The sequence below is a fragment of the Pseudomonas sp. IzPS59 genome (assembly GCF_014863505.1).
GTDB classification, from domain to species: Bacteria; Pseudomonadota; Gammaproteobacteria; order Pseudomonadales; family Pseudomonadaceae; genus Aquipseudomonas; species Aquipseudomonas kribbensis.
This window is the reverse complement of the sequence record NZ_CP062251.1, coordinates 1,267,634-1,289,648: the sequence shown is the minus strand read 5'-3', so window position 1 is coordinate 1,289,648 and position 22,015 is coordinate 1,267,634. Positions and strand designations below refer to the sequence as shown.

20 protein-coding genes are annotated in these 22,015 nt (G+C 62.1%); 3 read left to right on the top strand and 17 right to left on the bottom strand.

The features are described from left to right. Positions 1-49: 49 nt before the first annotated feature. The 3 genes from tsaB to ppc form a co-directional block, all read right to left on the bottom strand. Positions 50-724 carry a tRNA (adenosine(37)-N6)-threonylcarbamoyltransferase complex dimerization subunit type 1 TsaB gene (gene tsaB, locus IF189_RS05615; RefSeq protein WP_192552959.1) on the bottom strand — a complete coding sequence of 225 codons (675 nt, stop codon included), beginning with the start codon at positions 722-724 and terminating at the stop codon, positions 50-52. A 93-nt stretch (positions 725-817) separates the two neighbouring features. Continuing rightward, entirely contained in the window at positions 818-1,465 is a 648-nt protein-coding gene (gene adk / locus IF189_RS05610) for an adenylate kinase (RefSeq protein WP_085712812.1), read from the bottom strand. 300 nt (positions 1,466-1,765) lie between these two features. Then, the gene (gene ppc, locus IF189_RS05605; RefSeq protein WP_192552958.1) at positions 1,766-4,396 is read right to left on the bottom strand and encodes a phosphoenolpyruvate carboxylase; all 2,631 of its coding nucleotides are present in this window, start codon (positions 4,394-4,396) and stop codon (positions 1,766-1,768) included. A gap of 214 nt (positions 4,397-4,610) precedes the next feature. Between ppc and IF189_RS05600 the strand changes: the two genes are divergently transcribed. The 3 genes from IF189_RS05600 to IF189_RS05590 all read left to right on the top strand — a co-directional run bounded on the left by IF189_RS05600 (position 4,611) and on the right by IF189_RS05590 (position 6,569). Continuing rightward, positions 4,611-4,955, top strand: coding sequence for a pilin assembly protein (locus tag IF189_RS05600; RefSeq protein WP_085729780.1), 345 nt, complete (start codon positions 4,611-4,613; stop codon positions 4,953-4,955). 365 nt (positions 4,956-5,320) lie between these two features. Continuing rightward, a complete protein-coding gene (locus IF189_RS05595) occupies positions 5,321-5,725 on the top strand; it encodes a DUF4398 domain-containing protein (protein WP_085697302.1) in 405 nt (134 codons plus the stop codon). A gap of 55 nt (positions 5,726-5,780) precedes the next feature. Beyond that, the gene (locus tag IF189_RS05590) at positions 5,781-6,569 is read left to right on the top strand and encodes an OmpA family protein (protein ID WP_085712811.1); all 789 of its coding nucleotides are present in this window, start codon (positions 5,781-5,783) and stop codon (positions 6,567-6,569) included. A 65-nt stretch (positions 6,570-6,634) separates the two neighbouring features. Here the strand turns inward: IF189_RS05590 and IF189_RS05585 are convergent, their stop codons facing one another. The 14 genes from IF189_RS05585 to IF189_RS05520 all read right to left on the bottom strand — a co-directional run bounded on the left by IF189_RS05585 (position 6,635) and on the right by IF189_RS05520 (position 21,984). After that, the gene (locus IF189_RS05585) at positions 6,635-6,964 is read right to left on the bottom strand and encodes a hypothetical protein (RefSeq protein ID WP_119427141.1); all 330 of its coding nucleotides are present in this window, start codon (positions 6,962-6,964) and stop codon (positions 6,635-6,637) included. Then, positions 6,961-7,866, bottom strand: coding sequence for an alpha/beta hydrolase (locus IF189_RS05580; protein ID WP_134825620.1), 906 nt, complete (start codon positions 7,864-7,866; stop codon positions 6,961-6,963). Before IF189_RS05580 ends, IF189_RS05585 begins: the two co-directional genes overlap by 4 nt. Before the next feature lie 58 nt (positions 7,867-7,924). Beyond that, on the bottom strand, positions 7,925-9,202 hold the full coding sequence (locus tag IF189_RS05575; protein WP_085712808.1) for a flavohemoglobin expression-modulating QEGLA motif protein: 1,278 nt from the start codon (positions 9,200-9,202) through the stop codon (positions 7,925-7,927). Between the two features lie 33 nt (positions 9,203-9,235). Continuing rightward, entirely contained in the window at positions 9,236-9,790 is a 555-nt protein-coding gene (locus tag IF189_RS05570) for a hypothetical protein (protein ID WP_134825619.1), read from the bottom strand. Positions 9,791-9,926: 136 nt separating this feature from the next. Next, positions 9,927-10,631 (bottom strand): TetR/AcrR family transcriptional regulator, encoded by a 705-nt coding sequence (locus tag IF189_RS05565; RefSeq protein ID WP_011332647.1) that lies wholly within the window; start codon positions 10,629-10,631, stop codon positions 9,927-9,929. Positions 10,632-10,749: 118 nt separating this feature from the next. Further along, on the bottom strand, positions 10,750-12,252 hold the full coding sequence (lysS, locus tag IF189_RS05560; protein WP_192552957.1) for a lysine--tRNA ligase: 1,503 nt from the start codon (positions 12,250-12,252) through the stop codon (positions 10,750-10,752). 69 nt (positions 12,253-12,321) lie between these two features. Next, positions 12,322-13,417, bottom strand: a protein-coding gene (prfB, locus tag IF189_RS05555; RefSeq protein ID WP_114881547.1) for a peptide chain release factor 2 whose coding sequence is annotated in 2 segments (ribosomal slippage) — positions 12,322-13,344 and positions 13,346-13,417 — 1,095 coding nt in all. Because the reading frame shifts where the segments join, the coding sequence is not laid out codon by codon here. Between the two features lie 106 nt (positions 13,418-13,523). Then, on the bottom strand, positions 13,524-14,525 hold the full coding sequence (locus IF189_RS05550; protein ID WP_085712805.1) for a response regulator: 1,002 nt from the start codon (positions 14,523-14,525) through the stop codon (positions 13,524-13,526). Between the two features lie 48 nt (positions 14,526-14,573). Then, positions 14,574-15,584, bottom strand: a complete 1,011-nt coding sequence (locus IF189_RS05545) for a chemotaxis response regulator protein-glutamate methylesterase (protein WP_114881546.1) — start codon at positions 15,582-15,584, stop codon at positions 14,574-14,576. After that, positions 15,581-17,875: a hybrid sensor histidine kinase/response regulator gene (locus IF189_RS05540; protein ID WP_192552956.1), complete on the bottom strand. Its 2,295-nt coding sequence runs from the start codon at positions 17,873-17,875 to the stop codon at positions 15,581-15,583. Before IF189_RS05540 ends, IF189_RS05545 begins: the two co-directional genes overlap by 4 nt. After that, positions 17,872-18,555, bottom strand: a complete 684-nt coding sequence (locus IF189_RS05535; protein ID WP_192552955.1) for a chemotaxis protein CheW — start codon at positions 18,553-18,555, stop codon at positions 17,872-17,874. The genes IF189_RS05540 and IF189_RS05535 overlap by 4 nt, the downstream gene beginning before the upstream one ends. Next, the gene (locus tag IF189_RS05530; RefSeq protein WP_134825616.1) at positions 18,552-19,829 is read right to left on the bottom strand and encodes a CheR family methyltransferase; all 1,278 of its coding nucleotides are present in this window, start codon (positions 19,827-19,829) and stop codon (positions 18,552-18,554) included. The genes IF189_RS05535 and IF189_RS05530 overlap by 4 nt, the downstream gene beginning before the upstream one ends. Then, positions 19,826-20,362 (bottom strand): chemotaxis protein CheW, encoded by a 537-nt coding sequence (locus IF189_RS05525; protein ID WP_134825615.1) that lies wholly within the window; start codon positions 20,360-20,362, stop codon positions 19,826-19,828. The genes IF189_RS05530 and IF189_RS05525 overlap by 4 nt, the downstream gene beginning before the upstream one ends. Next, the gene (locus tag IF189_RS05520) at positions 20,362-21,984 is read right to left on the bottom strand and encodes a methyl-accepting chemotaxis protein (protein WP_085712799.1); all 1,623 of its coding nucleotides are present in this window, start codon (positions 21,982-21,984) and stop codon (positions 20,362-20,364) included. The genes IF189_RS05525 and IF189_RS05520 overlap by 1 nt, the downstream gene beginning before the upstream one ends. Between the last annotated feature and the right edge of the window lie 31 nt (positions 21,985-22,015).

Genomic DNA, 22,015 nt, shown 5'->3' with positions numbered 1-22,015 from the left:
TGGCAGGCATTGGCATGACCCTGCGGCGAATGCCACAGGGTCGAAATCATCAGCGGGCTTTCGGCGTGGCGACTTTATCGCGCAGGTAAACTGGCTGGGCATCGTCGGCCGGAATCGACTCGCCACGCTCCCAGGCGAATCGCGCCAGCGTCAGCAGATCTTCGGCATGGGGCAACATGCCCGCGTCGGAACCGCTCAGGTTGACAGCGATGCGCTCGCCATAGCCCCAACCGGTGCCGGCACCGAACCAGTCGCCAGCCGCATCGTCCGGCAGCGCGGCGACTTCCGGCGGCAGCACCGCTTCGGTGCCGACCAGACGCATCTCCCCGGCCGTCTCGCGGTAGCAGCCCCAATACACCTCATCCATCCGCGCATCGATGGCTGCCGCGACCTGGCTGACGCCGTGTTCGCGATAAGCACGTTGCGCCAGTACCGCCAGGTTCGACACCGGCAACACCGGACGATCCAGCGCGAACGCCAGGCCTTGCACCACGCCGATGGCGATGCGCACACCGGTGAATGCGCCCGGGCCGCGACCGAAGGCAATCGCGTCCACCGCTTGCAGCGTGGTGCCGGCGTCGGCCAGCAATTGCTGGATCATCGGCAGCAGTTTCTGCGCGTGCAGGCGCGGGATCACCTCGTAATGGCTCGTGACCTTGCCGTCATGCAGCAAGGCAACGGAGCAAGCTTCAGTCGCGGTGTCCAGGGCCAGCAAGGTGCTCATCGATGTGTCCGTAAATCAGGTGGGGAAAAGTGCGCCAGTATAAACAACTACGGCCCGCAAGCGGGCCGTGGATGATGCAGCGGATCAGGTTTTTCAGCTCAGCGCTTCAAGAACCTTGGCGGTGATCGCTTCAACCGAACCGACACCCGGGATGTGGCTGTACTTCGGCTTGCCGTTGGCGGCCGACAGCTTCTGGTAGAAATCCACCAGCGGCTTGGTCTGCGAGTGGTAGACCGACAGGCGATGACGCACGGTTTCTTCGGTGTCGTCCTTGCGCTGCACCAGCTCTTCACCGGTGATGTCGTCTTTACCGGCAATCTTCGGCGGGTTGTAGACGATGTGGTACACGCGGCCGCTGGCCTCGTGAACGCGACGGCCGGCGATACGCTGAACGATTTCTTCGTCTTCAACGGCGATTTCAACCACGGCATCCAGCTCGACACCGGCAGTCACCAGCGCTTCAGCCTGAGGAATGGTGCGCGGGAAACCGTCGAACAGGAAACCGTTGGCGCAGTCAGCCTGAGCGATGCGGTCTTTTACCAGTGCGATGATGAGGTCATCCGACACCAGGCCGCCGGCATCCATGATGCTCTTGGCCTTGATGCCCAGTTCGGTGCCGGCCTTGACCGCAGCACGCAGCATGTCGCCGGTGGAGATTTGCGGAATGCCGAATTTCTCGGTGATGAACTTAGCCTGAGTACCTTTACCGGCCCCGGGAGCTCCCAGCAGAATGACGCGCATTAGATGTGCTCCTCAATTTTTTTATAAAAAGCTTTTGCAAAACAACGGATTCGCCTCATGGGGCGAAATCCTGGAAATAGGGTCGTGACCGCCCAAACGGCCAGAGGCTGACCAAGATACACAGCAGGCTGCGCCCACACAAGACGCCAAAAGTCGGAGAAACCGGCGCCTGCCGCGACCTTGCGACGCGGTTCCCCAAGTCGCAACCCCATCATTAACTGTCGCTTGCCCGCATTTTTCCCACGCTCGGTAAACGGCACCCGACGTTTGCCCCGGGTGCCCCGCCCCACGCAGAAAACCTTAGCCGGTATTTCGCAAACCGGCGGCAATCCCCGCCACAGACACCAGCAACGCCTGTTCTACCGGGCTGTCCTGCTCGACGTTCGGCTGTCGCGAACGCGCCAGCAGTTCGGCCTGCAATAGATGCAGCGGGTCGAGATAGGTGTTGCGCAGGCGGATGAATTCCAGGGTGTCCGGGCTATGTGCCAGCAGTTGCGACTGACCGGTCAGGCCGAGCACCACGGAACATGCCTGCGACAATAGGTCGCGTAAGTGCACACCCAAAGGTAACAAGTCCGACTCAACCAGTCGCTCGTCGTAGGACAGCGCAATGTCGGCGTCGGCCTTGGCCAGGACCATTTCCAGCATGTCGATGCGGGTGCGGAAGAACGGCCACTGCTCGCGCATCTGCCCCAGCAGCTCGCCTTCGCCGCGCTCCAGCGCCTTGCTCAGCGCGTTTTCCCAGCCGAGCCACGCTGGCAGCATCAAACGCGTCTGGGTCCAGCCAAAGATCCACGGAATCGCCCGCAGGCTTTCGATGCCACCGGCGCGACGCTTGGCCGGACGGCTGCCCAACGGCAAACGCCCCAGCTCCTGCTCGGGTGTCGACTGGCGGAAATACTCGACGAACTGCGGATTTACCCGCACCACGGCGCGGTAGGCCGCCACACCGTCAGCAGCCAGTTCATCCATCAAATGCCGCCATTCGGGCGTCGGTGGCGGCGGTGGCAGCAAGGTCGCTTCGAGCACGGCGGCCAGATACAGATTGAGGTTCTGTTCGGCGATGTCCGGCAGACCGAATTTGAATCGAATCATTTCCCCCTGCTCGGTGGTGCGGAAACGCCCGGCCACCGAACCCGGCGGCTGCGACAGAATCGCCGCGTGAGCCGGGCCGCCGCCACGGCCCACGGTGCCACCGCGACCGTGGAACAGCAGCAGTTCGACTTGCTGCTCGCGGCAGATTTCCACCAGCCGCTCCTGCGCCCGGTACTGCGCCCAGGCCGCTGCGGTGGTGCCGGCGTCCTTGGCCGAGTCGGAATAACCGATCATCACTTCCTGCGGGCTTTGCAGCCGTGCGCGGTAACCCGGCAGCAGCAACAGGCGCTCGATCACCGGCCCGGCGTTGTCGAGGTCGGCCAGGGTTTCGAACAGCGGCACTACGCGCATCGGCCGCAGCACACCAGAGTCCTTCAACAGCAGTTGCACCGCGAGGACATCGGAGGCGGCACCGGCCATGGAGATCACATAGGAACCCAGCGAAGCCCCCGGTGCGGCGGCGATTTCCTTGCAGGTGGCGAGCACTTCGGCGGTGTCCGCCGAAGGTTTGAAATGCGCCGGCAGCAACGGCCGGCGGTTTTGCAGTTCGCGGGTCAGGAAGCTGATGCGCTGTTCTTCGTCCCAGTCTTCATAGCGACCGAGGCCGAGGTAATCGGTGATTTCGGTCATGGCGGCGGTGTGTCGCGACGAGTCCTGACGCACATCGAGGCGCACCAGGAACAGGCCGAAGGTCACGGCCCGGCGCAGGCAATCGAGCAACGGCCCGTCGGCGATCACGCCTATGCCGCATTCGTGCAGCGAGTGGTAACACAGCTCCAGCGGATCAAGCAGATCGCGATTGTTGTGCAGCACATCGGCCGGTGCCGGGGTGGTTGCGGTCAGCGATGCATGAGCCCAGTTGCGCGTGGCGCGCAGGCGCTCGCGCAACTGCTTGAGCACCGCGCGATAGGGTTCGGCGCTGTCACCGGCCTTGGCCTTGAGCGCGTCGCTGGCCTGCTGCATCGACAGTTCGGCGGCCAGGTGATCGACATCCCGCAGGTACAGATCCGCCGCCATCCAGCGCGCCAGCAGCAGTACTTCGCGGGTCACCGCAGCGGTGACGTTCGGGTTGCCGTCGCGGTCGCCGCCCATCCACGATGCGAAGCGGATCGGTGCGGCTTCCAGCGGCAATCGCAGGCCCGTGGCCGCAAACAGTGCCTGATCGGCCTTGCGCATATGGTTGGGAATCGCCTGCCACAGCGAGTGCTCGATCACCGCAAAACCCCACTTGGCTTCGTCCACCGGGGTCGGGCGGGTGCGACGGATTTCTTCGGTGTGCCAGGCTTCGGCGATCAAGCGTTGCAGGGTGTTGTGGATCTGCTCGCGCTCGGCCGTGGTCAGGTCTCGGTGATCCTGGGCCGCCAGTTGCGCGGCGATCGCGTCGTACTTCTGGATCAGCGTGCGCCGGGCCACTTCGGTCGGATGCGCGGTCAGTACCAGTTCGATTTCCAGTCGCGATAACTGCCGGGTGAGGGAGTCGGCGCTGTGCCCTTCCTCGCGCAAACGGGCGAGCAATTCCGGCAGCACCCGGGACTCGAAAGGTGCGGCTTGCGACTCTTCGCGGCGATGGATGAGCTGGTACTGCTCGGCGATGTTCGCCAGGTTGAGAAACTGGTTGAACGCCCGCGCCACCGGGAGCAATTCGTCTTCGCTCAACTGATTGAGGCTGGCGCTGAGTTCGGCATCCATCGAGCCGCGTCGGTCGGCCTTGGCGCCCTTGCGAATCTGCTCGATCTTGTCGAGAAACGCCTCGCCGTACTGGTCACGGATGGTGTTGCCCAACAGCTCACCGAGCAGGTGAACGTCTTCGCGCAAGCGTGCATCAATATCGGTCATCAGCATCTCTCCAGCAGTAATCGGTGACGGATCGCAAGTGAGTGGATGAACAGAGAGTGCCGCTCTGCAACGCTTCTTACAAGCAAACGACGAAGGGACTTTAAACCTTGCGCCCTGAAGCTAGTCTCAACAGTAAGCCCCACAACGGCTTGCCGCCGCCTGACGGCGGACACTCACCCAGACCTGCCACGAGCAGGTACGACATGAGGTCATCATGAAAATCCGTGAACTCGCCCAGCATTGGGAAGAAACCGCCAAGGGTCGCCTGACCGACACCGGCTACACGATTCATCTGGATGTGGAGGCCGCCGCGCGCCTGGCGGCGATTGCCGAGATGTACCCCAAACGCCATGCCGAAGAACTGCTTGGCGAACTGATCGGCGCGGCGCTTGAAGAGTTCGAGGCGAGCCTGCCGTATGTGAAAGGCTCGACCGTGGTTGCCACCGATGAAGAAGGTGATCCGCTGTATGAGGACGTTGGCCCGACGCCGCGTTTTCTCGCGTTGTCGCGTCGGCATCTGCAGGACCTGTCGACGGCTGCCGGCAAGCAAAAACACTGATCTCTGACACTTCAAAACTGTGGGAAATGGCTGCCCTCGATGGCGTCAGTTCAGCCGCAAATGTGTTGAATTTGATGACCTCATCGCTGGCAAGCCAGCTCCCACAGGGACTTTGTTCCCCCTCCGCTTTTGCACCATTTTTCACCCGCGCGTACCACTCTCCCCCGCCAAAGTTCCCGGTTTAGAGCCTTGTCCACTTGGTCAGAATATTTTTTGGCGATGAGCCATCTTTTCTGAACTTTTAAAAAAAGCCTTCGGTCGGAACAGGTAACCACGCCTGGAACGAGCGTTTCAAAACGCACTTGCACATGACGGTTGCGGCTCCGCTACCAGGATGGATTTCGAAGCTTCCAAGGAGTTAACCAATGGAGTTGAAGACCATGAAGACCCAAACCTCGTTCTCCCACCTGCGCGGTCTGAAACTGGCCGCCCTGGCCATCGGCACCAGCTTCGTGCTGGCCGGTTGTGCCGGCAATCCACCGACCGAGCAATACGCGGTGACTCAATCGGCCGTCAACAGCGCGGTCAGCGCCGGCGGTACCGAGTTCGCCGCCGTGGAAATGAAGCAGGCGCAGGACAAGCTCAAACAAGCCGAAATCGCCATGCACGACAAGAAATATGACGAGGCTCGCACGCTCGCCGAGCAAGCCGAGTGGGATGCCCGCGTTGCCGAACGCAAGGCTCAGGCGATGAAAGCCGAACAGGCTGTGAAGGATTCCCAGAAAGGTGTTCAGGAACTGCGTCAGGAAAGTCAGCGCACCGTGCAGTAAGCGCGCATCCCGACCGCAAGGCTGAATCTCTTATCGATAGAAAGGACGAACGATTATGCGTAAACAACTGATGATCCCCGCTCTCCTGGCCGCAAGCGTTGCCCTGGCTGCCTGCTCGACGCCGCCGAACCCGAACCTGGAACAGGCGCGCACCAACTACGCCGGCCTGCAGGCCAACCCGCAGGCGAGCAAGGTTGCAGCATTGGAAACCAAGGACGCCAGCGATTACCTGGACAAGGCTGACAAGGCCTATCTGGACAAGGAAAACGCAGCCAAGGTCGACCAACTGGCCTACCTGACCAACCAGCGCGTGGAAGTGGCCAAGCAGACCATTGCCCTGCGCACCGCTGAAAATAACCTGAAGAACGCCGCCGCCCAACGTGCCCAGGCCCGTCTGGATGCCCGCGATCAACAGATCAAACAGCTGCAGGACAGCCTCAACGCCAAGCAGACCGATCGCGGTACGCTGGTGACCTTCGGTGACGTGCTGTTCGCCACCAACAAGGCCGACCTGAAATCCAGCGGTCTGGTGAACATCAACAAACTGGCGCAATTCCTCCAGGAAAACCCGGATCGCAAGGTGATCGTCGAGGGCTACACCGACAGCACCGGCGCCGCTTCGTACAACCAGTCGCTGTCTGAGCGTCGTGCGACCTCGGTGCAGGTTGCACTGATCAAGATGGGTGTCGATCCGTCGCGCATCGTGGTACAGGGCTACGGCAAGGAATACCCGGTCGCGGATAACGGCAGCGTCTCGGGCCGTGCGATGAACCGTCGGGTGGAAGTGACCATTTCCAACGACAACCAGCCGGTGATGCCGCGCTCGGCAGTCAGCTCGAACTAAGCGTCACGCGTTAACAAAAAAGCCCCGCCTGATTTGATCAGGCGGGGCTTTTGTTTGTCGCGGGTTTACTCTTCCAACTTCTGCGGCGTCTCCTGCCCCATGCAGCGCACAGCCTTTTTCTGCGCGTTGATCAGCACCCCGGTCAAACCTTTCTGTTCGGTGTCGAACAGCACCAGCACGCCATCGATGCACTGCGCCACCTGCGGCGCCGGGTCCAGGGAGACCTTGTAGTCTTCGCCGGGAATGGTCTTGAGCATGGTGAATTCGTTGAGCAGCAGCGCATCCTCGGGTTTGGCGAAGTGCAGGTAGCCGTAGTACCACAGGGCGCCGACGGTGCCGAGGATGCTGCAGATACCGGTGATGATCAGCGGGATGGCGTTGCGTTCTTCACTCATTGCGGACTCTCGTTTTCAGAATTCGGAGGTTGCGGGTAATTCGGGACTTCGCCGAGGCGGCGCAGGCCGTTGAAATGCTCGGGATCGTCGAGGTAACGCAGCATGACCTGGCGCCACACCGGATCGCCAAAGGTCTGCACATGGCCACCGCGAGTCAGTTGCAGCACGCGCGGTGGCGGCGCAGCTTGATACAGACGGATGCCATTGGAAAGTGGCACCAGCGGATCGTCGATGCTGTGGAAGATCAATTTCGGCACGCCTTTGAGCTGCGGCATCGAGTTGATCGCACTGTCGCTGTCCGGCACCAGCCACGACAGCGGCACCTGGAATGGCCAGGTCATCCACGAGGTGCTCAGGGCATATTGGCCAACGCTGCGGTAACTGGCCGGAACCCCGTCGAGCACGAAGGCCTTGAGCTGTTTTTGTCGTTCCGGATGCTGCACCAGCCAATGCACCGCCATCGAACCGCCGAGGCTCTGGCCGAGCAGGATCAACGGCTTGCCTTTGACCTCCGGCGCTTTGTCCAGCCAGGCAAATGCGGCGTCGATGTCCTGATAGATCGCCGGCAGGCTAGGCTTGCCTTCGGACAGGCCGTAACCGCGATAGTCCACCAACAGCACCTGATAGCCGTTTTTCGGCAACCACCAGCTGCCGCCCAGGTGCATCGGCAGATTGCCGCCGTTGCCGTGCAGGTGCAGCACCGTGCCCTTGACCTCGACGCCGGGTTTGGCCGGCAGCCACCAGGCGTTCAGCCTGAGGCCGTCGGCGGTGGTCAGGGTGACGGTGCGGTATTCAAGTTTGGCCTTTTCCGGGGTGAATATCTGGCCCGGCTCGGGGTAGAACAGCAAAGAGCTGCAACCGCCGAGGGTCAGGAGCAGGCAGAAGATGCCGAGGATTCTCATCCGGTGAAACCTCGCAAGGTTCGGATTCCCGCGCTCAGCGCGGGAATGATCAATGGGCCTACAGGATGTTGGAGTAATCGGCCTCGATCCGGTCCAGGCTCAAGTGATTGAGGAAGTTGGAGAAGCACATCCACGCCGACAACGCGTTCATGTCGCGGAACTGATCCGGCAGATACTTCGGCGGCACCACCAGGCCTTCATCCACCAGTTGCCGCAGGGTTCGCATGTCCTCCAGCGTGGTCTTGCCGCAGAACAACAGCGGAACCTGCTCGAGCTTGCCCTTGCGCACGGCCAACTGAATGTAGTTGTAAACCATGATGAAGCCCTTGAGGTAGGACAAGTCTTTGGTGAATGGCAGACCGGTCGGCGTCGATCCACGGAAAACCCGACTGGCGTTGCCGTAGCTTTCCGCCATCTCGAAGCCCTGCTCGCGGAAGAACTCGAAAATCTGCAGAAAGTCCGCGCCCTCCTCCACCATATGAATGGCGCGGGTGCGGTTGGTCAGTTTGCGCAGGCGGCTCGGGTAGGAGGCGAAGGTGATGATTTCCATCAGGATCGCCAGACCTTCCTGAGTCACCGTCGACGAGGGCGGGCCCTTGGACAGGAAGGTGCAGATTGGCTGGTTCAAGCCGTTGAGCGTGGTGCCGACGTGCACCAGGCCTTCGTGGACTTCCAGCGCGCGCACGTCGCGGTCGTTGAACATCGCGTCGGTGCGGATCTTGATGTAGTCGGCGCCTGCCGCCGCGTCGGCGACGATGCCGTCGGACTCGAACACGCGGATGGTTTCCTCGGCCTCGCCAAACACTTTGTTCAGGCGGGTTTGCAGCAGGTGAACGGCATCCTTGGCGGTGAGGATCTTCGGTTCGTCCTTCAGGTCGCCACGGCCGTCGATGTTGTTCAGGTAGTCCGACATCATCAAACCGAGGTCGGCCAGCGTCGGGTCACCGGCGTGAAACGCGTCGGACGCGGCGCCGTACAGTTCCTGAGAAATCAGGCCGAAATCCTCGGTGCCGCGCGCTTCGAGCATGCGCACCACCATCCGGTATTCCTTGCACATGCGCCGCATGATCTGGCCGACCGGGTTGAACTGGCCGAGCTGGCGGGTGATGTCCCGTTCGATGTTCTGGAATTCCAGCTTGACCTTGCTCGAATCGAAGGACAGCGGCCGGTTGAGGTAGTAGTCGCGATCCACCGCCGGCAATTCCTTGCCCTTGGCCTTGAGGAACCCCTTGCGGATGTTCTCGTCCCACTTGACCGCATCGAGCACGCGAATCGGCGTCTGCGCCAGCACAATGCGATCGGACAGCGTGCGTATCGTCTGCTGGTAATCGTCCACCCGAAACTCCTGTAGAAAACGTGACGAACTGAATTATTTGGCCTTGGCCTGATGCTGGTAGCGCGCCGCTTCGACGAAAACGTCTGAGTTGGCTGGGTCGTCGAGGTAAGCAAAGACCTTATCCAGCGGACTGTCGACCTGCACACCCTGACCGTCATCGGTCGGGAAGCCCTGGCCGTCGAGGGTTTTCTGGGCGATGGCCTGGTTGATCTGATCGAGATCGAGGTTGTAAATCACCAGTTCATGTTTGTCGGTGATCTCGAAACCGGCGATGGTGAATTGCCCGCCATACTGCGCCGGCACCTTCGCCGACAGGTACCAGCGGTTGCCATGACGCGACACAGTGAACGGATAAGCTTCCCGCTCATGGGGACGGGCCTTGAACCAGGTGACCGCCTGATAGCGGTCATTACCCAGGCGCGTGAGTTCCAGGTTCATCGGCTCGCCCCAGGCATTGGTGCTCGCCCATTCGCCGAGCAGGCCCTTGGGCGCCAGCTCACGGGCAGGCAGCGGATCCTTGAAGGTCACCAGACAACCGCTGAGCAGCAGGAACGACAGCGCGATCAACGCGCCACGCCAGGCTTTCATTCAACACTCCCTATGAACCGAACTCACCAGCGAACCTGTGGGAGCGAGCTTGCTCGCGATGGCGGAGTGTCAGCCAATGAAGATTTTGAATGACAGATCGTAATCGCGAGCAAGCTCGCTCCCACAGGGGATTGCGTTACACCGACGCAAGCACCAGATGCATATAGCGCGTCAGAATGCCGAGCATGTCCTCTTCGGCCAAAGGCTCGGCGTCGTTGAGCAGGCCCTGATATTCCATCCGTCCGATAATCGCCGTCAACACCTTGGCATCCTGCTGCGGCTCGCGGGAGCCCAGCACCTGGAACAACTGGCAGGTGCCCTGCAACAGAATCTGCTGATGGGAACGCACCAGTTCCGCCAGACGCGGGTTGAGCAGCGCTTCCTGACGGAAGGCCTGTTCGGCCATCAAATGCTCGCGGCGATTGACCAGTTGCCGGTGCACGTAGTCGGCCATCAACCGGGCGATATCGTCAGCCAGTTGCGAGCGCGATTCAGGGCTGCCGTCGCCGCTGACAACCATCTCCCGCAGCAGGCCTTCGTTGTTGATCCACAGCTTGGCCATGTAGGCCGCGCTGCGTTCGACATACTGGGCGAAGGTATCGGTGAGCAGGTCATCGATGTCCTTGAAGTAATAGGTGGTGGCCGACAACGGCACACCGGCCTCGGCCGCCACCGCACGGTGACGCACAGCCCGCACGCCATCGCGCACGACAATGCGCATCGCCGCATCGAGAATGTCCTGCCGACGCTGCTCGCTGCCCTGTCGGCTGGCCTTGCGGCCCTGGTACTGAACACTTTCAGCGACCGCAGTGGCGATACCCGCTGCACCCTCTTGAGCCATTGCACCGATCACGACAGGACTTCCTCTGTTGTTTTTTTCAAAAGTAACCATTTGATACGTTTGTACCAGACAGGCAATAAAAAGCCGCCCATTTCAGGCGGCTTTTTTATTGAAACACTTACGCTTGCGGCCGCATGTGCGGGAACAGGATCACGTCGCGGATCGACGGCGAGTTGGTCAGCAACATCACCAGACGATCGATACCGATACCTTCACCGGCCGTCGGCGGCATGCCGTACTCCAGCGCGCGAACGAAGTCGGCGTCGTAGTGCATGGCTTCGTCGTCGCCGGCGTCCTTGTCGGCCACCTGCGCCATGAAGCGCTCGGCCTGGTCTTCCGCGTCGTTCAGCTCGGAGTAGGCGTTGGCGATTTCACGGCCGCCGATGAACAGCTCGAAGCGGTCGGTGACGTTCGGGTTGTCGTCGTTGCGACGGGCCAGCGGCGACACTTCGAACGGGTACTGGGTAATGAAGTGCGGCTGTTCCAGCTTGTGCTCGACCAGCTCTTCGAAAATCATCACCTGCAGCTTGCCCAGACCTTCGAAGCCCAGCACCTTGGCGCCGGCCTTCTTGGCGATGGCGCGCGCCTTGTCGATGTCGTTCAGGTCATCGGCAGTCAGCTCAGGGTTGTACTTGAGGATCGAGTCGAACACCGACAAGCGCACGAACGGCTCGCCGAAGTGGAACACCTTGTCGCCGTACGGCACGTCGGTGCTGCCCAGAACCAGCTGCGCCAGTTCACGGAACAGTTCTTCGGTCAGGTCCATGTTGTCTTCGTAGTCGGCGTAAGCCTGGTAGAACTCCAACATGGTGAATTCAGGGTTGTGACGAGTCGAAACGCCTTCGTTACGGAAGTTGCGGTTGATCTCGAACACTTTTTCGAAGCCGCCAACCACCAGACGCTTCAGGTACAGCTCTGGCGCGATACGCAGGAACATTTCCATGTCCAGCGCGTTGTGGTGGGTTTCGAACGGCTTGGCCGCGGCACCGCCAGGAATGGTCTGCAGCATCGGCGTTTCGACTTCGAGGAAGTCGCGCTTCATCAGGAAGCTGCGGATGTGAGCGATCACTTGCGAACGCACGCGGAAGGTCTGGCGCACGTCTTCGTTGACGATCAGGTCAACGTAACGCTGACGGTAGCGCTGTTCGGTGTCGGTCAGGCCGTGGTGCTTGTCCGGCAGCGGGCGCAGGGATTTGGTCAGCAGGCGCACGCTGGTCATCTCGACGTACAGGTCACCCTTGCCGGAACGGGCCAGGGTGCCTTCGGCGGCGATGATGTCGCCCATGTCCCAGGTTTTCACCGCAGCCAGGGTTTCTTCGGACAGGGTCTTGCGGTTGACGTAGACCTGGATGCGACCGGTCATGTCCTGGATCACCATGAACGAGCCACGGTTGAGCATGATGCGACCTGCAACCTTGACCGGGATCGCAGCCTCTGCCAGCTCTTCCTTGGTCTTGTCCGCGTACTGTTTCTGCAGTGCTTCGCAGTAGTTGTCGCGGCGGAAGTCGTTCGGGAAGGCATTGCCCTTGGCGCGCTCGGCAGCAAGCTTTTCCTTGCGCAGGGCGATCAGGGAGTTTTCTTCCTGTTGCAGGGCTTGCGGGTCGAGTTGTTGGTCGCTCATGTCTTTAAATATTCCATCACAGGTTCGTTGCCCCCGCCGATGACGGGGGACTTGAGGTCGGGTGAAAGCTTACAGCCCCGATTTCAGGCTGGCTTCCAGGTATTCGTCGATGTCGCCGTCGAGCACCTTGTCGCAGTCGCTGCGTTCGATGTTGGTACGCAGATCCTTGATCCGCGAGGCATCGAGCACGTACGAACGGATCTGGTGACCCCAGCCGATGTCCGACTTGGTGTCTTCCAGCGCCTGGGACGCCGCGTTGCGCTTCTGCATTTCCTGCTCGTACAACTTGGCCCGCAGCATTTTCATGGCGGTGTCTTTGTTGGCGTGCTGGGAACGTTCGTTCTGGCAGCTGACCACAGTGTTGGTCGGTACGTGGGTGATACGTACGGCCGAGTCGGTGGTGTTTACGTGCTGACCACCGGCACCAGAGGAACGATAGGTGTCGATCCGCAGGTCTGCCGGGTTGATTTCGATTTCCACCTTGTCGTCGATCTCTGGCGAGACGAAAACGGCAGAGAACGAGGTGTGGCGACGGTTGCCGGAGTCGAACGGGCTCTTGCGCACCAGACGGTGCACGCCGATCTCGGTGCGCAGCCAGCCGAAGGCGTATTCGCCCTTGATGTGCACGGTGGCACCCTTGATCCCGGCGACTTCACCGGCCGACAGCTCCATGATGGTCGCATCGAAACCGCGTTTGTCGGCCCAGCGCAGGTACATGCGCAGCAGGATGTTGGCCCAGTCCTGGGCTTCGGTGCCGCCGGAACCGGCCTGGATGTCCAGGTAGGCGTTGTTCGGGTCCATCTCGCCGCTGAACATGCGACGGAATTCCAGCTTGGCCAGGGACTCTTCGAGACCTTGAAGGACTTCGACGACGTCGTTCACGGCGCCTTCGTCGTTCTCTTCGACGGCCATGTCGAGCAGCTCGCGGGAATCGGCCAGGCCGGTGGCCAGCTCGTCCAGAGTGTCGACGATCTGCGCCAGCGCCGAGCGCTCGCGGCCCAGTTCCTGGGCGTATTCAGGTTTGTTCCAGACTGCAGGATCTTCAAGCTCGCGATTGACTTCGATCAGACGCTCATGCTTTTGATCGTAGTCAAAGATACCCCCGAATAGATTCGGAGCGCTCGGACAGGTCCTTGATGGTGTTCAGGATCGGGTTGATTTCCATGACGGGCAGCACTCGTTGGCGAACTTTTGAAAGCCGGCGAGTATAACGTAATCAAGCTGTCACGGCAGCCCGTCTGGCGGCTCTTGAGGCGAATGAACCCGATGGTTCACTCGATCCCCACCTGGTTGCGCCCGTTGTTCTTCGCCAGATACAGGCCACGGTCCGCCGCCGAGATCAGCAACCGGCAGTCGCTGCCCGCCTCCGGCACCATGGTCGCCAGGCCGATGCTGATGGTCAGGCTCGCCCCTTCGGCCGGCGCATTGTGCGGAATCTTCAGCGCCGCCACGGTCTGGCGCAGCTTCTCCGCCACCAGCCGCGCCCCGCCCGGCGAGGTGTTGGGCAGCACCAGCGCAAACTCTTCGCCGCCATAACGCGCCGGCAGGTCGGACGGCCGGGCGCTGGCCTCGCGGATCGCCGTAGCGACCTTGCGCAGGGCCTCGTCACCTTCGACGTGGCCGAAGGTGTCGTTGTAGGACTTGAAGTAATCGACGTCGATCATCAGCAACGACAACTGGCTCTGGTCACGCAGCGAGCGGCGCCATTCCAGCTCCAGGTACTCGTCGAAATGCCGGCGGTTGGACAGCCCGGTCAAGCCATCGGAGTTCATCAGCCGCTGCAGGACGAGGTTGGTGTCGAGCAATTGCTGCTGGCTGACCCGCAACGCGCGATAGGCCGCGTCCCGTTGCAGCAGGGTCATGTAGGAGCGCGAGTGATAACGGATGCGCGCCACCAGTTCGATGTTGTCCGGCAGTTTCACCAGGTAATCGTTGGCTCCGGCGGAGAACGCCGCGCTCTTGATCAGCGGATCTTCCTTGGTCGACAGGACGATGATCGGAATGTCCTTGGTCGCCGGGTGATTGCGGTATTCGCGCACCAGGCTCAGGCCGTCGAGGCCCGGCATCACCAGATCCTGCAGGATTACGGTCGGTTTGATCCGCACGGCGTGGGCCACGGCCTGATGCGGGTCGGAGCAGAAGTGAAAGTCGATGTTCTCTTCATTCGACAGCCCGCGGCGCACGGCTTCGCCGATCATCGCCTGATCGTCCACCAACAACACCATGGCGGCGTTCTCGTCGGTTTTGATGTCATCGATCTGTAAGTCATTCATGGGCGGTCACCTGAGTGCTGCGGGGGCCTGGATTGCGGAGTAATGCGTTCATTTGGGGAAAATCTCCAGCAATCGTGGCGCTATCTTTTCCAGTGGACGGATTTCTACGGCTGCATCGATGGCCGCGGCGGCCTTGGGCATGCCGTACACCGCACTGCTTTGCTGATCCTGCGCGATGGTCAGGTAACCCTGTTGGCGCATGAGCTTAAGCCCTTGAGCCCCGTCGCGTCCCATCCCGGTCAATAAAACCCCTACTGCGTCACCGTTCCAGTAATTGGCGACGCTTTCGAAAAACACGTCGATCGAGGGGCGGTAGATCTCGTTGACCGGCTCGGCGGTGTAGGCCAGCGTGCCGTTCTTGAGTAGCCGGATGTGATGATTGGTGCCGGCCAGCAACACCGCGCCGGCCTGCGGCGGCTCACCCTCCCGGGCCAGCCGCACATCGAGGCCACTGGCGCTGGCCAGCCATTCGGCCATGCCGGCGGCGAACACCTGATCGACATGCTGCACCAGCACGATGGCCGCAGAAAAGTTGCGTGGCAGGCCTTTGAGCAAAACCTCCAGCGCCGCCGGCCCACCCGCTGACGAGCCGATCGCCACCAGCCGCTGGCACGACGCCGAACTGCGCGGCGTTGTCTGGGCCGGGCGCGCGCGAGCGGTTTTCTCGCCGATCAGCCAGCCGATATTCAGAATCTTGCGCAACAGTGGCGCGGCCGCCTGCTGGGCATTCCCGGCGCCAAGGGCCGGGGTGTCGACCACGTCCAGCGCACCGTGGCCCATGGCTTCGAACACCCGGTGCACGTTCTGCTGGCGGTCGACCGTGACAATGACGATGGCGCAGGGGCTTTCGGCCATGATGCGGCGGGTGGCCTCGACGCCATCCATCACCGGCATGATCAGGTCCATCAGGATCAGGTCCGGTGTGTTCTCCGCGCACAGGCGCACCGCTTCGGCGCCGTTGTTGGCGACCCACACCACCTGATGCGCCGGCTCGAAGGCCAGCGCCCGGCGCAGGGCCTCCACTGCCAGGGGCATGTCGTTGACGATTGCGATCTTCATGCCCGCGCTCCTCCGATGAGCTCAACCACTGCGTCCAGCAGGGCATCGTCATGAAAACTGGCCTTGGCCAGATAATAGTCCGCCCCGGCATCCAGTCCACGGCGCCGGTCTTCTTCGCGATCCTTGTAGGACACCACCATCACCGGCAGCGATTGCAGGCGATTGTCGCGGCGCAGAAGCGTCACCAGTTCAATGCCGTCCATGCGTGGCATGTCGATGTCGGTGATCAGCAGATCGAAATCCTCGGAGCGCAACGCATTCCAGCCGTCCATGCCGTCCACCGCGACGGCCACGTCGTAGCCGCGATTGAGCAGCAACTTGCGTTGCAGCTCGCGCACGGTGAGCGAGTCGTCGACCACCAGAATCCGTTTGCGCGCGGCTTCTGCGGCCTGATTGCCATGGCGAGCGATACGCTCCAGACGCCCGGTGTTCAGCAACTTGTCCACCGAGCGCAGCATGTCTTCGACGTCGACGATCAACACCACCGAGCCGTCGTCGAGCAAAGCCCCGGCGGAAATGTCCTGCACCTTGCCCAGCCGCTCGTCCAGCGGCAGCACCACCAGCGTGCGCTCGCCAATGAAACGTTCGACCGCTACGCCATAGATCGCATCGCGCTCGCGGATCACCACGACCTTGAGCGTGTCGCCGCTGTTCTGACTGGCTGGACGCTGCAATAACTGACTGGCCGCGACCAGCCCCACATGCCGGCCCTCGTGCCAGAAGTGCTGGCGGCCCTCGACCTGCACGATGTCGTCCGGCGCCAGATCGCACATGCGCTCGATGTGCGCCAGCGGGAACGCGTAGGCCTCGTCGCCGACTTCCACCACCAGACTGCGCACCACCGACAGGGTCAGCGGCACTTCGAGATGGAAGCGGCTGCCCTCGCCTGCCGTCTGCTCCAGCACTACCGCACCGCGCAACTGGCGGACCATGTGCTGAACGGCATCGAGGCCGACGCCCCGACCAGACACCTCGGTAACTTTGTCCCGCAGACTGAAGCCCGGCAGGAACAGGAAAGTCAGCAGTTCTTCTTCGCTCAGCTGAGCGGCAGTTTCCGCCGGCGACAACTGACGCTCGACGATGCTGCGGCGGACCTTTTCCAGGTCCACACCGTTGCCGTCATCGCTCAACTCCAGCACCAGCAGCCCGGCCTGGTGCGAGGCACGCAGTCGGATCAGCCCTTCCTCGGGCTTACCTTTGAGCAGGCGTTCTTCCGGTGTTTCGATACCATGATCGACCGCGTTACGCAGCAGGTGCGTCAGCGGTGCTTCGAGTTTTTCCAACACATCGCGGTCAACCTGGGTTTTCTCGCCCTCGATCTCCAGTCGCACCTGCTTGCCGAGGCTGCGGCCCAGATCGCGCACCATCCGCACCTGGCCGGACAGCACATCGGCGAACGGCCGCATGCGGCAGGCCAGCGCGGTGTCATAGAGCACCTGCGCGCGCTGACTCGCTTGCCAGGCAAACTCGTCGAGTTCGGCGTTTTTCTCCGCCAGCAATTGTTGGGATTCAGCGAGCAGTCGCCGCGCATCCTCCAGCGCCTCTTGAGCTTCGAGGCTCAGGGCATGCTCCTTGAGATGCACGTTGAGACTTTCCAGCGCCCGCAGGCCGTTGTTCTGCATTCGTTTGAGGCGCTGCATGGTGGCCAGGTGCGGTTTGAGGCGCTGGGTTTCCACCAGGGATTTGCTGGACAGATCGAGCAGGCTGTTCAGGCGTTCGGCAGTGACCCGCAGCACCCGCTCGCCACCTTCGGTGGTGCGTTTGCTCTTGCGTGGCGCAGGCTCTGGCTCGGCCACCTCGACGGAGATCTCAACGGGCGCCGGTTCAACCACTGACGGTGGCTGAAGCTGCAACTCGGCCATCGGTGGCGCGCTCGGCGCAGCGGGCACCACGGGCGGAGCCGCCGGGTCGAGCAAACCACCCATCAACGCCACGTAAGCCTCGATGTCCGCGGGTTGCGGGCCATTGGCCGGGGTGGCGATGCGCATCAGCAAATCGGTGCCCTGCAACAACGCGTCGATATGCTCGGGGCGCAGGAACAGCCGCCCTTCCTGCGCACTGACCAGACAATCTTCCATTACGTGAGCAACGCTGACGCCGCTGTCGATGCCGACAATCCGCGCCGCGCCTTTCAGCGAGTGCGCCGCACGCATGCACGATTCGAGCTGATCGGCCTGGGTCGGGTTGCGTTCCAGCGCCAGCAGCCCGGCACTCAGGACCTGGGTCTGGGCTTCGGCTTCAAGGCTGAACAGCTCCAGCAGGGAGGCGTCGCGCATTTGCTCGGGGGTCATGTGAGGCTCCGGGAGACGGCGGACAACAGCTGTTCTTCATCCAGCCAACGCAGGCTGCGACCTTTGAAAGGCAACACGCCTCGGGTGTATTTGGCACTGGCCTGCGCCCCGGAACGCGACGCGGCATCGAGGATTCGTTCGTCGATGGCGTGAATCCCGTCGACTTCGTCCACCGGCACCACCACCGGCCCGCCCTTGGCCGCGATGATCAGCATGCGCGGCATGATCCGTGCGCCGGTCGCCGGGGCGGCGTTACCGTCGAGATCGAGCAGTTCGACCAGCGACAGGCACGCCACCAGCGCTCCGCGCACGTTCGCTACACCGAGCAAGGCCCGGGAGCGCTGGTGCGGCAGGGAGTGAATCGCCTGCAGCGGTGCGACCTCCACCAGACTGCGGGTGGCCAGTCCGAGCCATTCTTCGCCAAGACGGAACATCAGCAGCGAACGGGTTTTCAGCTCGGCTTCGGCCTGGGTCGCCACCGGGTCGCGCTCGTCCTGCTGCAACGCATAACGGTCGAGCAGGCGCGTGGCGGCAGCGGAATACACCGAACAATTGCGGCAATGAATGTGCTCTTCCAGCAGCGGGCAGGACTTGTCGCCGTGGATGCCGATGCGGTTCCAGCAATCGTCGATGGCCCGGGCGTCTTCGTGGGTGACGTTCAAGGTGTCGGACGGGATCATCGTTTACGCTCACTGTCGGCGGTGCGGCCGCTGCGGGCGGCGCGCTCCTGCAATCGTCTGGCACCGGCCGTATCGCCCTGGGCCTGCAGCAACGCGGCCAGGTGCATCAAGGCTTCGGGGTGTTGCGGTTCGAGGTACAAGGCTTTGCGATAGTAGCTCTGGGCTTCGAGAGCAGAGCCGGCGACATCACTGAGCAGCCCGAGCCAGTAGAACACCTGAGCCACCGGTTCATGACTGCGCAAATACTGTTCGCACGCAGCCCGGGCCTCGGCGCTTTTGCCTTCATTGGCCAGGGCGGCAATGTTGGCCAGCAGGGTCGCCGCGTCGGGGTTCGTGCTTTTGGCGGTGGCGGGCAACGGCGTCACAGCGGCAAACGGGCGATTGCGCACCGGCGGCGGTGGCGTGCTCCGCACCGGTTGGCGCACGGGCAACGGGGTCGGGAGAGCGACCGGCATCGGCAGCGGTTCGGGCTGCGGATCGCTGTGGCGACTGAACGCGAAAGACTGCGGAATCCCGATCGAACGCATGCCCAGCCGCCCAAGCAGACTGCCCTCGGCCGGGCCGATAAACAGCACACCATCGACATGGGTCAGGCGCTTGAGCACGGCGAATACCTGCTGCTGGGTCGGCTGATCGAAATAGATCAACAGGTTGCGGCAGAACACGAAATCGAACGGTGGTTCGTTGACCAGCAATGACGGATCGAGCACGTTGCCGACCTGCAGGCGGACTTGCTCGCGGACGATTTCATTCACCCGATAACCTTCGTTCTCGGCGAAAAAATGCCGCTCGCGAAAGTCCAGTTCCTGGCCGCGAAACGAGTTCTTGCCGTACAACGCCCGCCGCGCCTTCTCCACCGACAGGGGGCTGACATCCATGCCGTCGACCTTGAACTGATGGGGCTTGAGGCCCGCATCGAGCAACGCCATGGCAATCGAATAGGGTTCTTCACCGGTGGAGCACGGCAGGCTGAGAATGCGCAGCGCCCGCATGTTGTTCAGCTCGGCCAGGCGTTTGCGCGCCAGTTTGCCCAGAGTGGCGAAAGACTCCGGGTAACGGAAAAACCAGGTTTCGGGGACGATCACCGCTTCGATCAACGCCTGCTGTTCGTCCCGCGAACCTTGCAGTGTTTGCCAATATTCATCGGCCGTGACCATCTGCGCCAGGATGATCCGCTGGCGCACCGCTCGCTCAATAATTGCCGGTCCTACCGAAGCGACGTCGAGACCGATGCGTTCCTTGAGGAAATCGAAGAAGCGCTGGTCGCTGCTCATGGCAGATCCTCAAGCCGCGCCGGATCCAGCGGAGGCGTCGGGAACAGCAGCGGGCGCACCGTATCGTCGAGCAAATCGTTGACCCGCACCCATTGCACCAGCCCCCGGGCGTCTTCACGCACCGGACCGAGATACGGCGCCTGACGATTGTCGAGGCCGTAGGGCTGGAATTCATCCGGGTTGCAACGCAGGGTGTCGGTGGCCTGTTCGAGGATCAACCCGAGCCATTGCGAGGGTTGCGAATCGTCGGCGCGGTAATGCACCAGCACCAGTCGCGTGCTGGTGCGCGCTTCGGCCGGTTGGCCGAACGTCAGGGCACTGAGGTCGATCACCGGCACCACCGAACCGCGATAGGCGAACACTCCCGCTACCCAGTGCGGCGCCCGGGCAATCGGTTTCAGCGGCAGGCGTGGCAGCACTTCCGCCACCTCCGTAGCACGCAGAGCGTAGCGTTCGTTGCCGATGCGAAACAGCAGGAACAACGCCTGCTTCGCCACCGGTGCAGCGCTGCGTTTGGCGATGATTTCGCTCATCAGACTTTGAATCGCGAAACGCCGCTGCGCAGGCCCACGGCCACCTGGCTCAGTTCGTCGATGGCGAAACTGGCCTGACGCAACGACTCGACGGTCTGGCTGCTGGCATCACCCAGTTGCACCAGCGCGTGGTTGATCTGCTCGGCACCGGTGGCCTGGGCCTGCATGCCTTCGTTGACCATCAACACCCGCGGCGCCAGCGCCTGCACCTGGTGGATGATCTGCGACAGTTGCTCGCCGACCTGCTGCACTTCGGCCATGCCGCGACGCACTTCTTCGGAGAACTTGTCCATGCCCATCACCCCGGCGGACACCGCCGACTGGATCTCGCGGACCATCTGCTCGATGTCGTAAGTCGCAACAGCCGTCTGATCCGCCAGACGCCGCACTTCGGTGGCGACCACGGCAAAACCGCGACCGTATTCGCCGGCCTTCTCCGCTTCGATCGCGGCGTTCAGGGACAGCAGGTTGGTCTGGTCGGCGACCTTGACGATGGTCACGACCACCTGATTGATGTTGCCGGCCTTCTCGTTGAGGATCGCCAGTTTGGCGTTGACCAGATCCGCCGCGCCCATCACCGAGTGCATGGTGTCTTCCATGCGCGCCAGGCCTTGTTGCCCGGAACCGGCGAGCACCGAGGCCTGATCGGCGGCGGTGGAGACTTCGGTCATGGTGCGCACCAGGTCACGGGAAGTCGCCGCAATCTCGCGGGAAGTCGCGCCGATTTCAGTGGTGGTGGCGGCAGTTTCGGTGGCGGTGGCCTGCTGTTGTTTGGAGGTGGCGGCAATCTCGGTCACCGACGTGGTGACCTGCACCGACGAGCGCTGGGCCTGGGACACCAGCGAGGTGAGCTCGGTCATCATGTCGTTGAAGCCGGTTTCCACAGCGTTGAATTCGTCCTTGCGGCCCAGGTTCAGGCGCGAACTCAGATCGCCGGTGCGCATGGTGTCGAGAATCCGCACGAGCAGGTTCATCGGGGCCATGATCGCGCGCATCAGCAAAAGACCGCACAGACCGGCGGCCAGCACGGCCACCAGCAGGGAGATGCCCATGCTGACTTTCGCCGCCGCGACCGCGTCGTCGATGTTGTTCATCGCTTCATCGGCAACGGCCTTGTTCTCGCGAATGATGTCGTTGAGTTTCATGCGGCCGGCGGTCCAGGCCGGGGTCAGTTGTTCATTGAACAACTTCGCGGCCGCGTCCTCCTGGTTGCGCACATGCAGGTCGAGCACCTGGGCCTGAATCTTGTTGTAGTTGAGTACGTCCTGCTTGAACACGGTGTACTCGGCCCGGTCTTCAGCGGTGGTGACAGTGCTTTCGTAGTTGCCCATCTGCTCGTTGAGACGCGCTTCGAAAGACTTGAAGTCCGCAGCGTCTTCGGCACTGATCCCCTGGCCTTTTTTCAGGCCCAGCAGCTCCTGGGTCTGCAGATAGCTGTCGACCCAGGCACTGCGAATCATCGAGCTGAAATACACCCCCGGCACCGCGTCCTGACGCACGCTCTGCTCGCCGGCTTCGATCTTCAACAACCGTGAATACGAGACGACCACCATCAACAGCATGATGGCGATAATCACCGCAAAGCTCGCCAAAATGCGTTGGCGCAACGTCCAGTTCTTCACAGTCAGTCCTCGGGGCCAGATCGAAATTGCG

What these genes read in the sequence shown, in the direction of transcription:
- tsaB (WP_192552959.1), bottom strand. Translation starts at nt 724, where the DNA reads ATGAGCACCTTGCTGGCCCTGGACACCGCGACTGAAGCTTGCTCCGTT.
- adk (WP_085712812.1), bottom strand. Translation starts at nt 1,465, where the DNA reads ATGCGCGTCATTCTGCTGGGAGCTCCCGGGGCCGGTAAAGGTACTCAG.
- ppc (WP_192552958.1), bottom strand. Translation starts at nt 4,396, where the DNA reads ATGACCGATATTGATGCACGCTTGCGCGAAGACGTTCACCTGCTCGGT.
- IF189_RS05600 (WP_085729780.1), top strand. Translation starts at nt 4,611, where the DNA reads ATGAAAATCCGTGAACTCGCCCAGCATTGGGAAGAAACCGCCAAGGGT.
- IF189_RS05595 (WP_085697302.1), top strand. Translation starts at nt 5,321, where the DNA reads ATGGAGTTGAAGACCATGAAGACCCAAACCTCGTTCTCCCACCTGCGC.
- IF189_RS05590 (WP_085712811.1), top strand. Translation starts at nt 5,781, where the DNA reads ATGCGTAAACAACTGATGATCCCCGCTCTCCTGGCCGCAAGCGTTGCC.
- IF189_RS05585 (WP_119427141.1), bottom strand. Translation starts at nt 6,964, where the DNA reads ATGAGTGAAGAACGCAACGCCATCCCGCTGATCATCACCGGTATCTGC.
- IF189_RS05580 (WP_134825620.1), bottom strand. Translation starts at nt 7,866, where the DNA reads ATGAGAATCCTCGGCATCTTCTGCCTGCTCCTGACCCTCGGCGGTTGC.
- IF189_RS05570 (WP_134825619.1), bottom strand. Translation starts at nt 9,790, where the DNA reads ATGAAAGCCTGGCGTGGCGCGTTGATCGCGCTGTCGTTCCTGCTGCTC.
- IF189_RS05565 (WP_011332647.1), bottom strand. Translation starts at nt 10,631, where the DNA reads ATGGCTCAAGAGGGTGCAGCGGGTATCGCCACTGCGGTCGCTGAAAGT.
- lysS (WP_192552957.1), bottom strand. Translation starts at nt 12,252, where the DNA reads ATGAGCGACCAACAACTCGACCCGCAAGCCCTGCAACAGGAAGAAAAC.
- IF189_RS05550 (WP_085712805.1), bottom strand. Translation starts at nt 14,525, where the DNA reads ATGAATGACTTACAGATCGATGACATCAAAACCGACGAGAACGCCGCC.
- IF189_RS05545 (WP_114881546.1), bottom strand. Translation starts at nt 15,584, where the DNA reads ATGAAGATCGCAATCGTCAACGACATGCCCCTGGCAGTGGAGGCCCTG.
- IF189_RS05540 (WP_192552956.1), bottom strand. Translation starts at nt 17,875, where the DNA reads ATGACCCCCGAGCAAATGCGCGACGCCTCCCTGCTGGAGCTGTTCAGC.
- IF189_RS05535 (WP_192552955.1), bottom strand. Translation starts at nt 18,555, where the DNA reads ATGATCCCGTCCGACACCTTGAACGTCACCCACGAAGACGCCCGGGCC.
- IF189_RS05530 (WP_134825616.1), bottom strand. Translation starts at nt 19,829, where the DNA reads ATGAGCAGCGACCAGCGCTTCTTCGATTTCCTCAAGGAACGCATCGGT.
- IF189_RS05525 (WP_134825615.1), bottom strand. Translation starts at nt 20,362, where the DNA reads ATGAGCGAAATCATCGCCAAACGCAGCGCTGCACCGGTGGCGAAGCAG.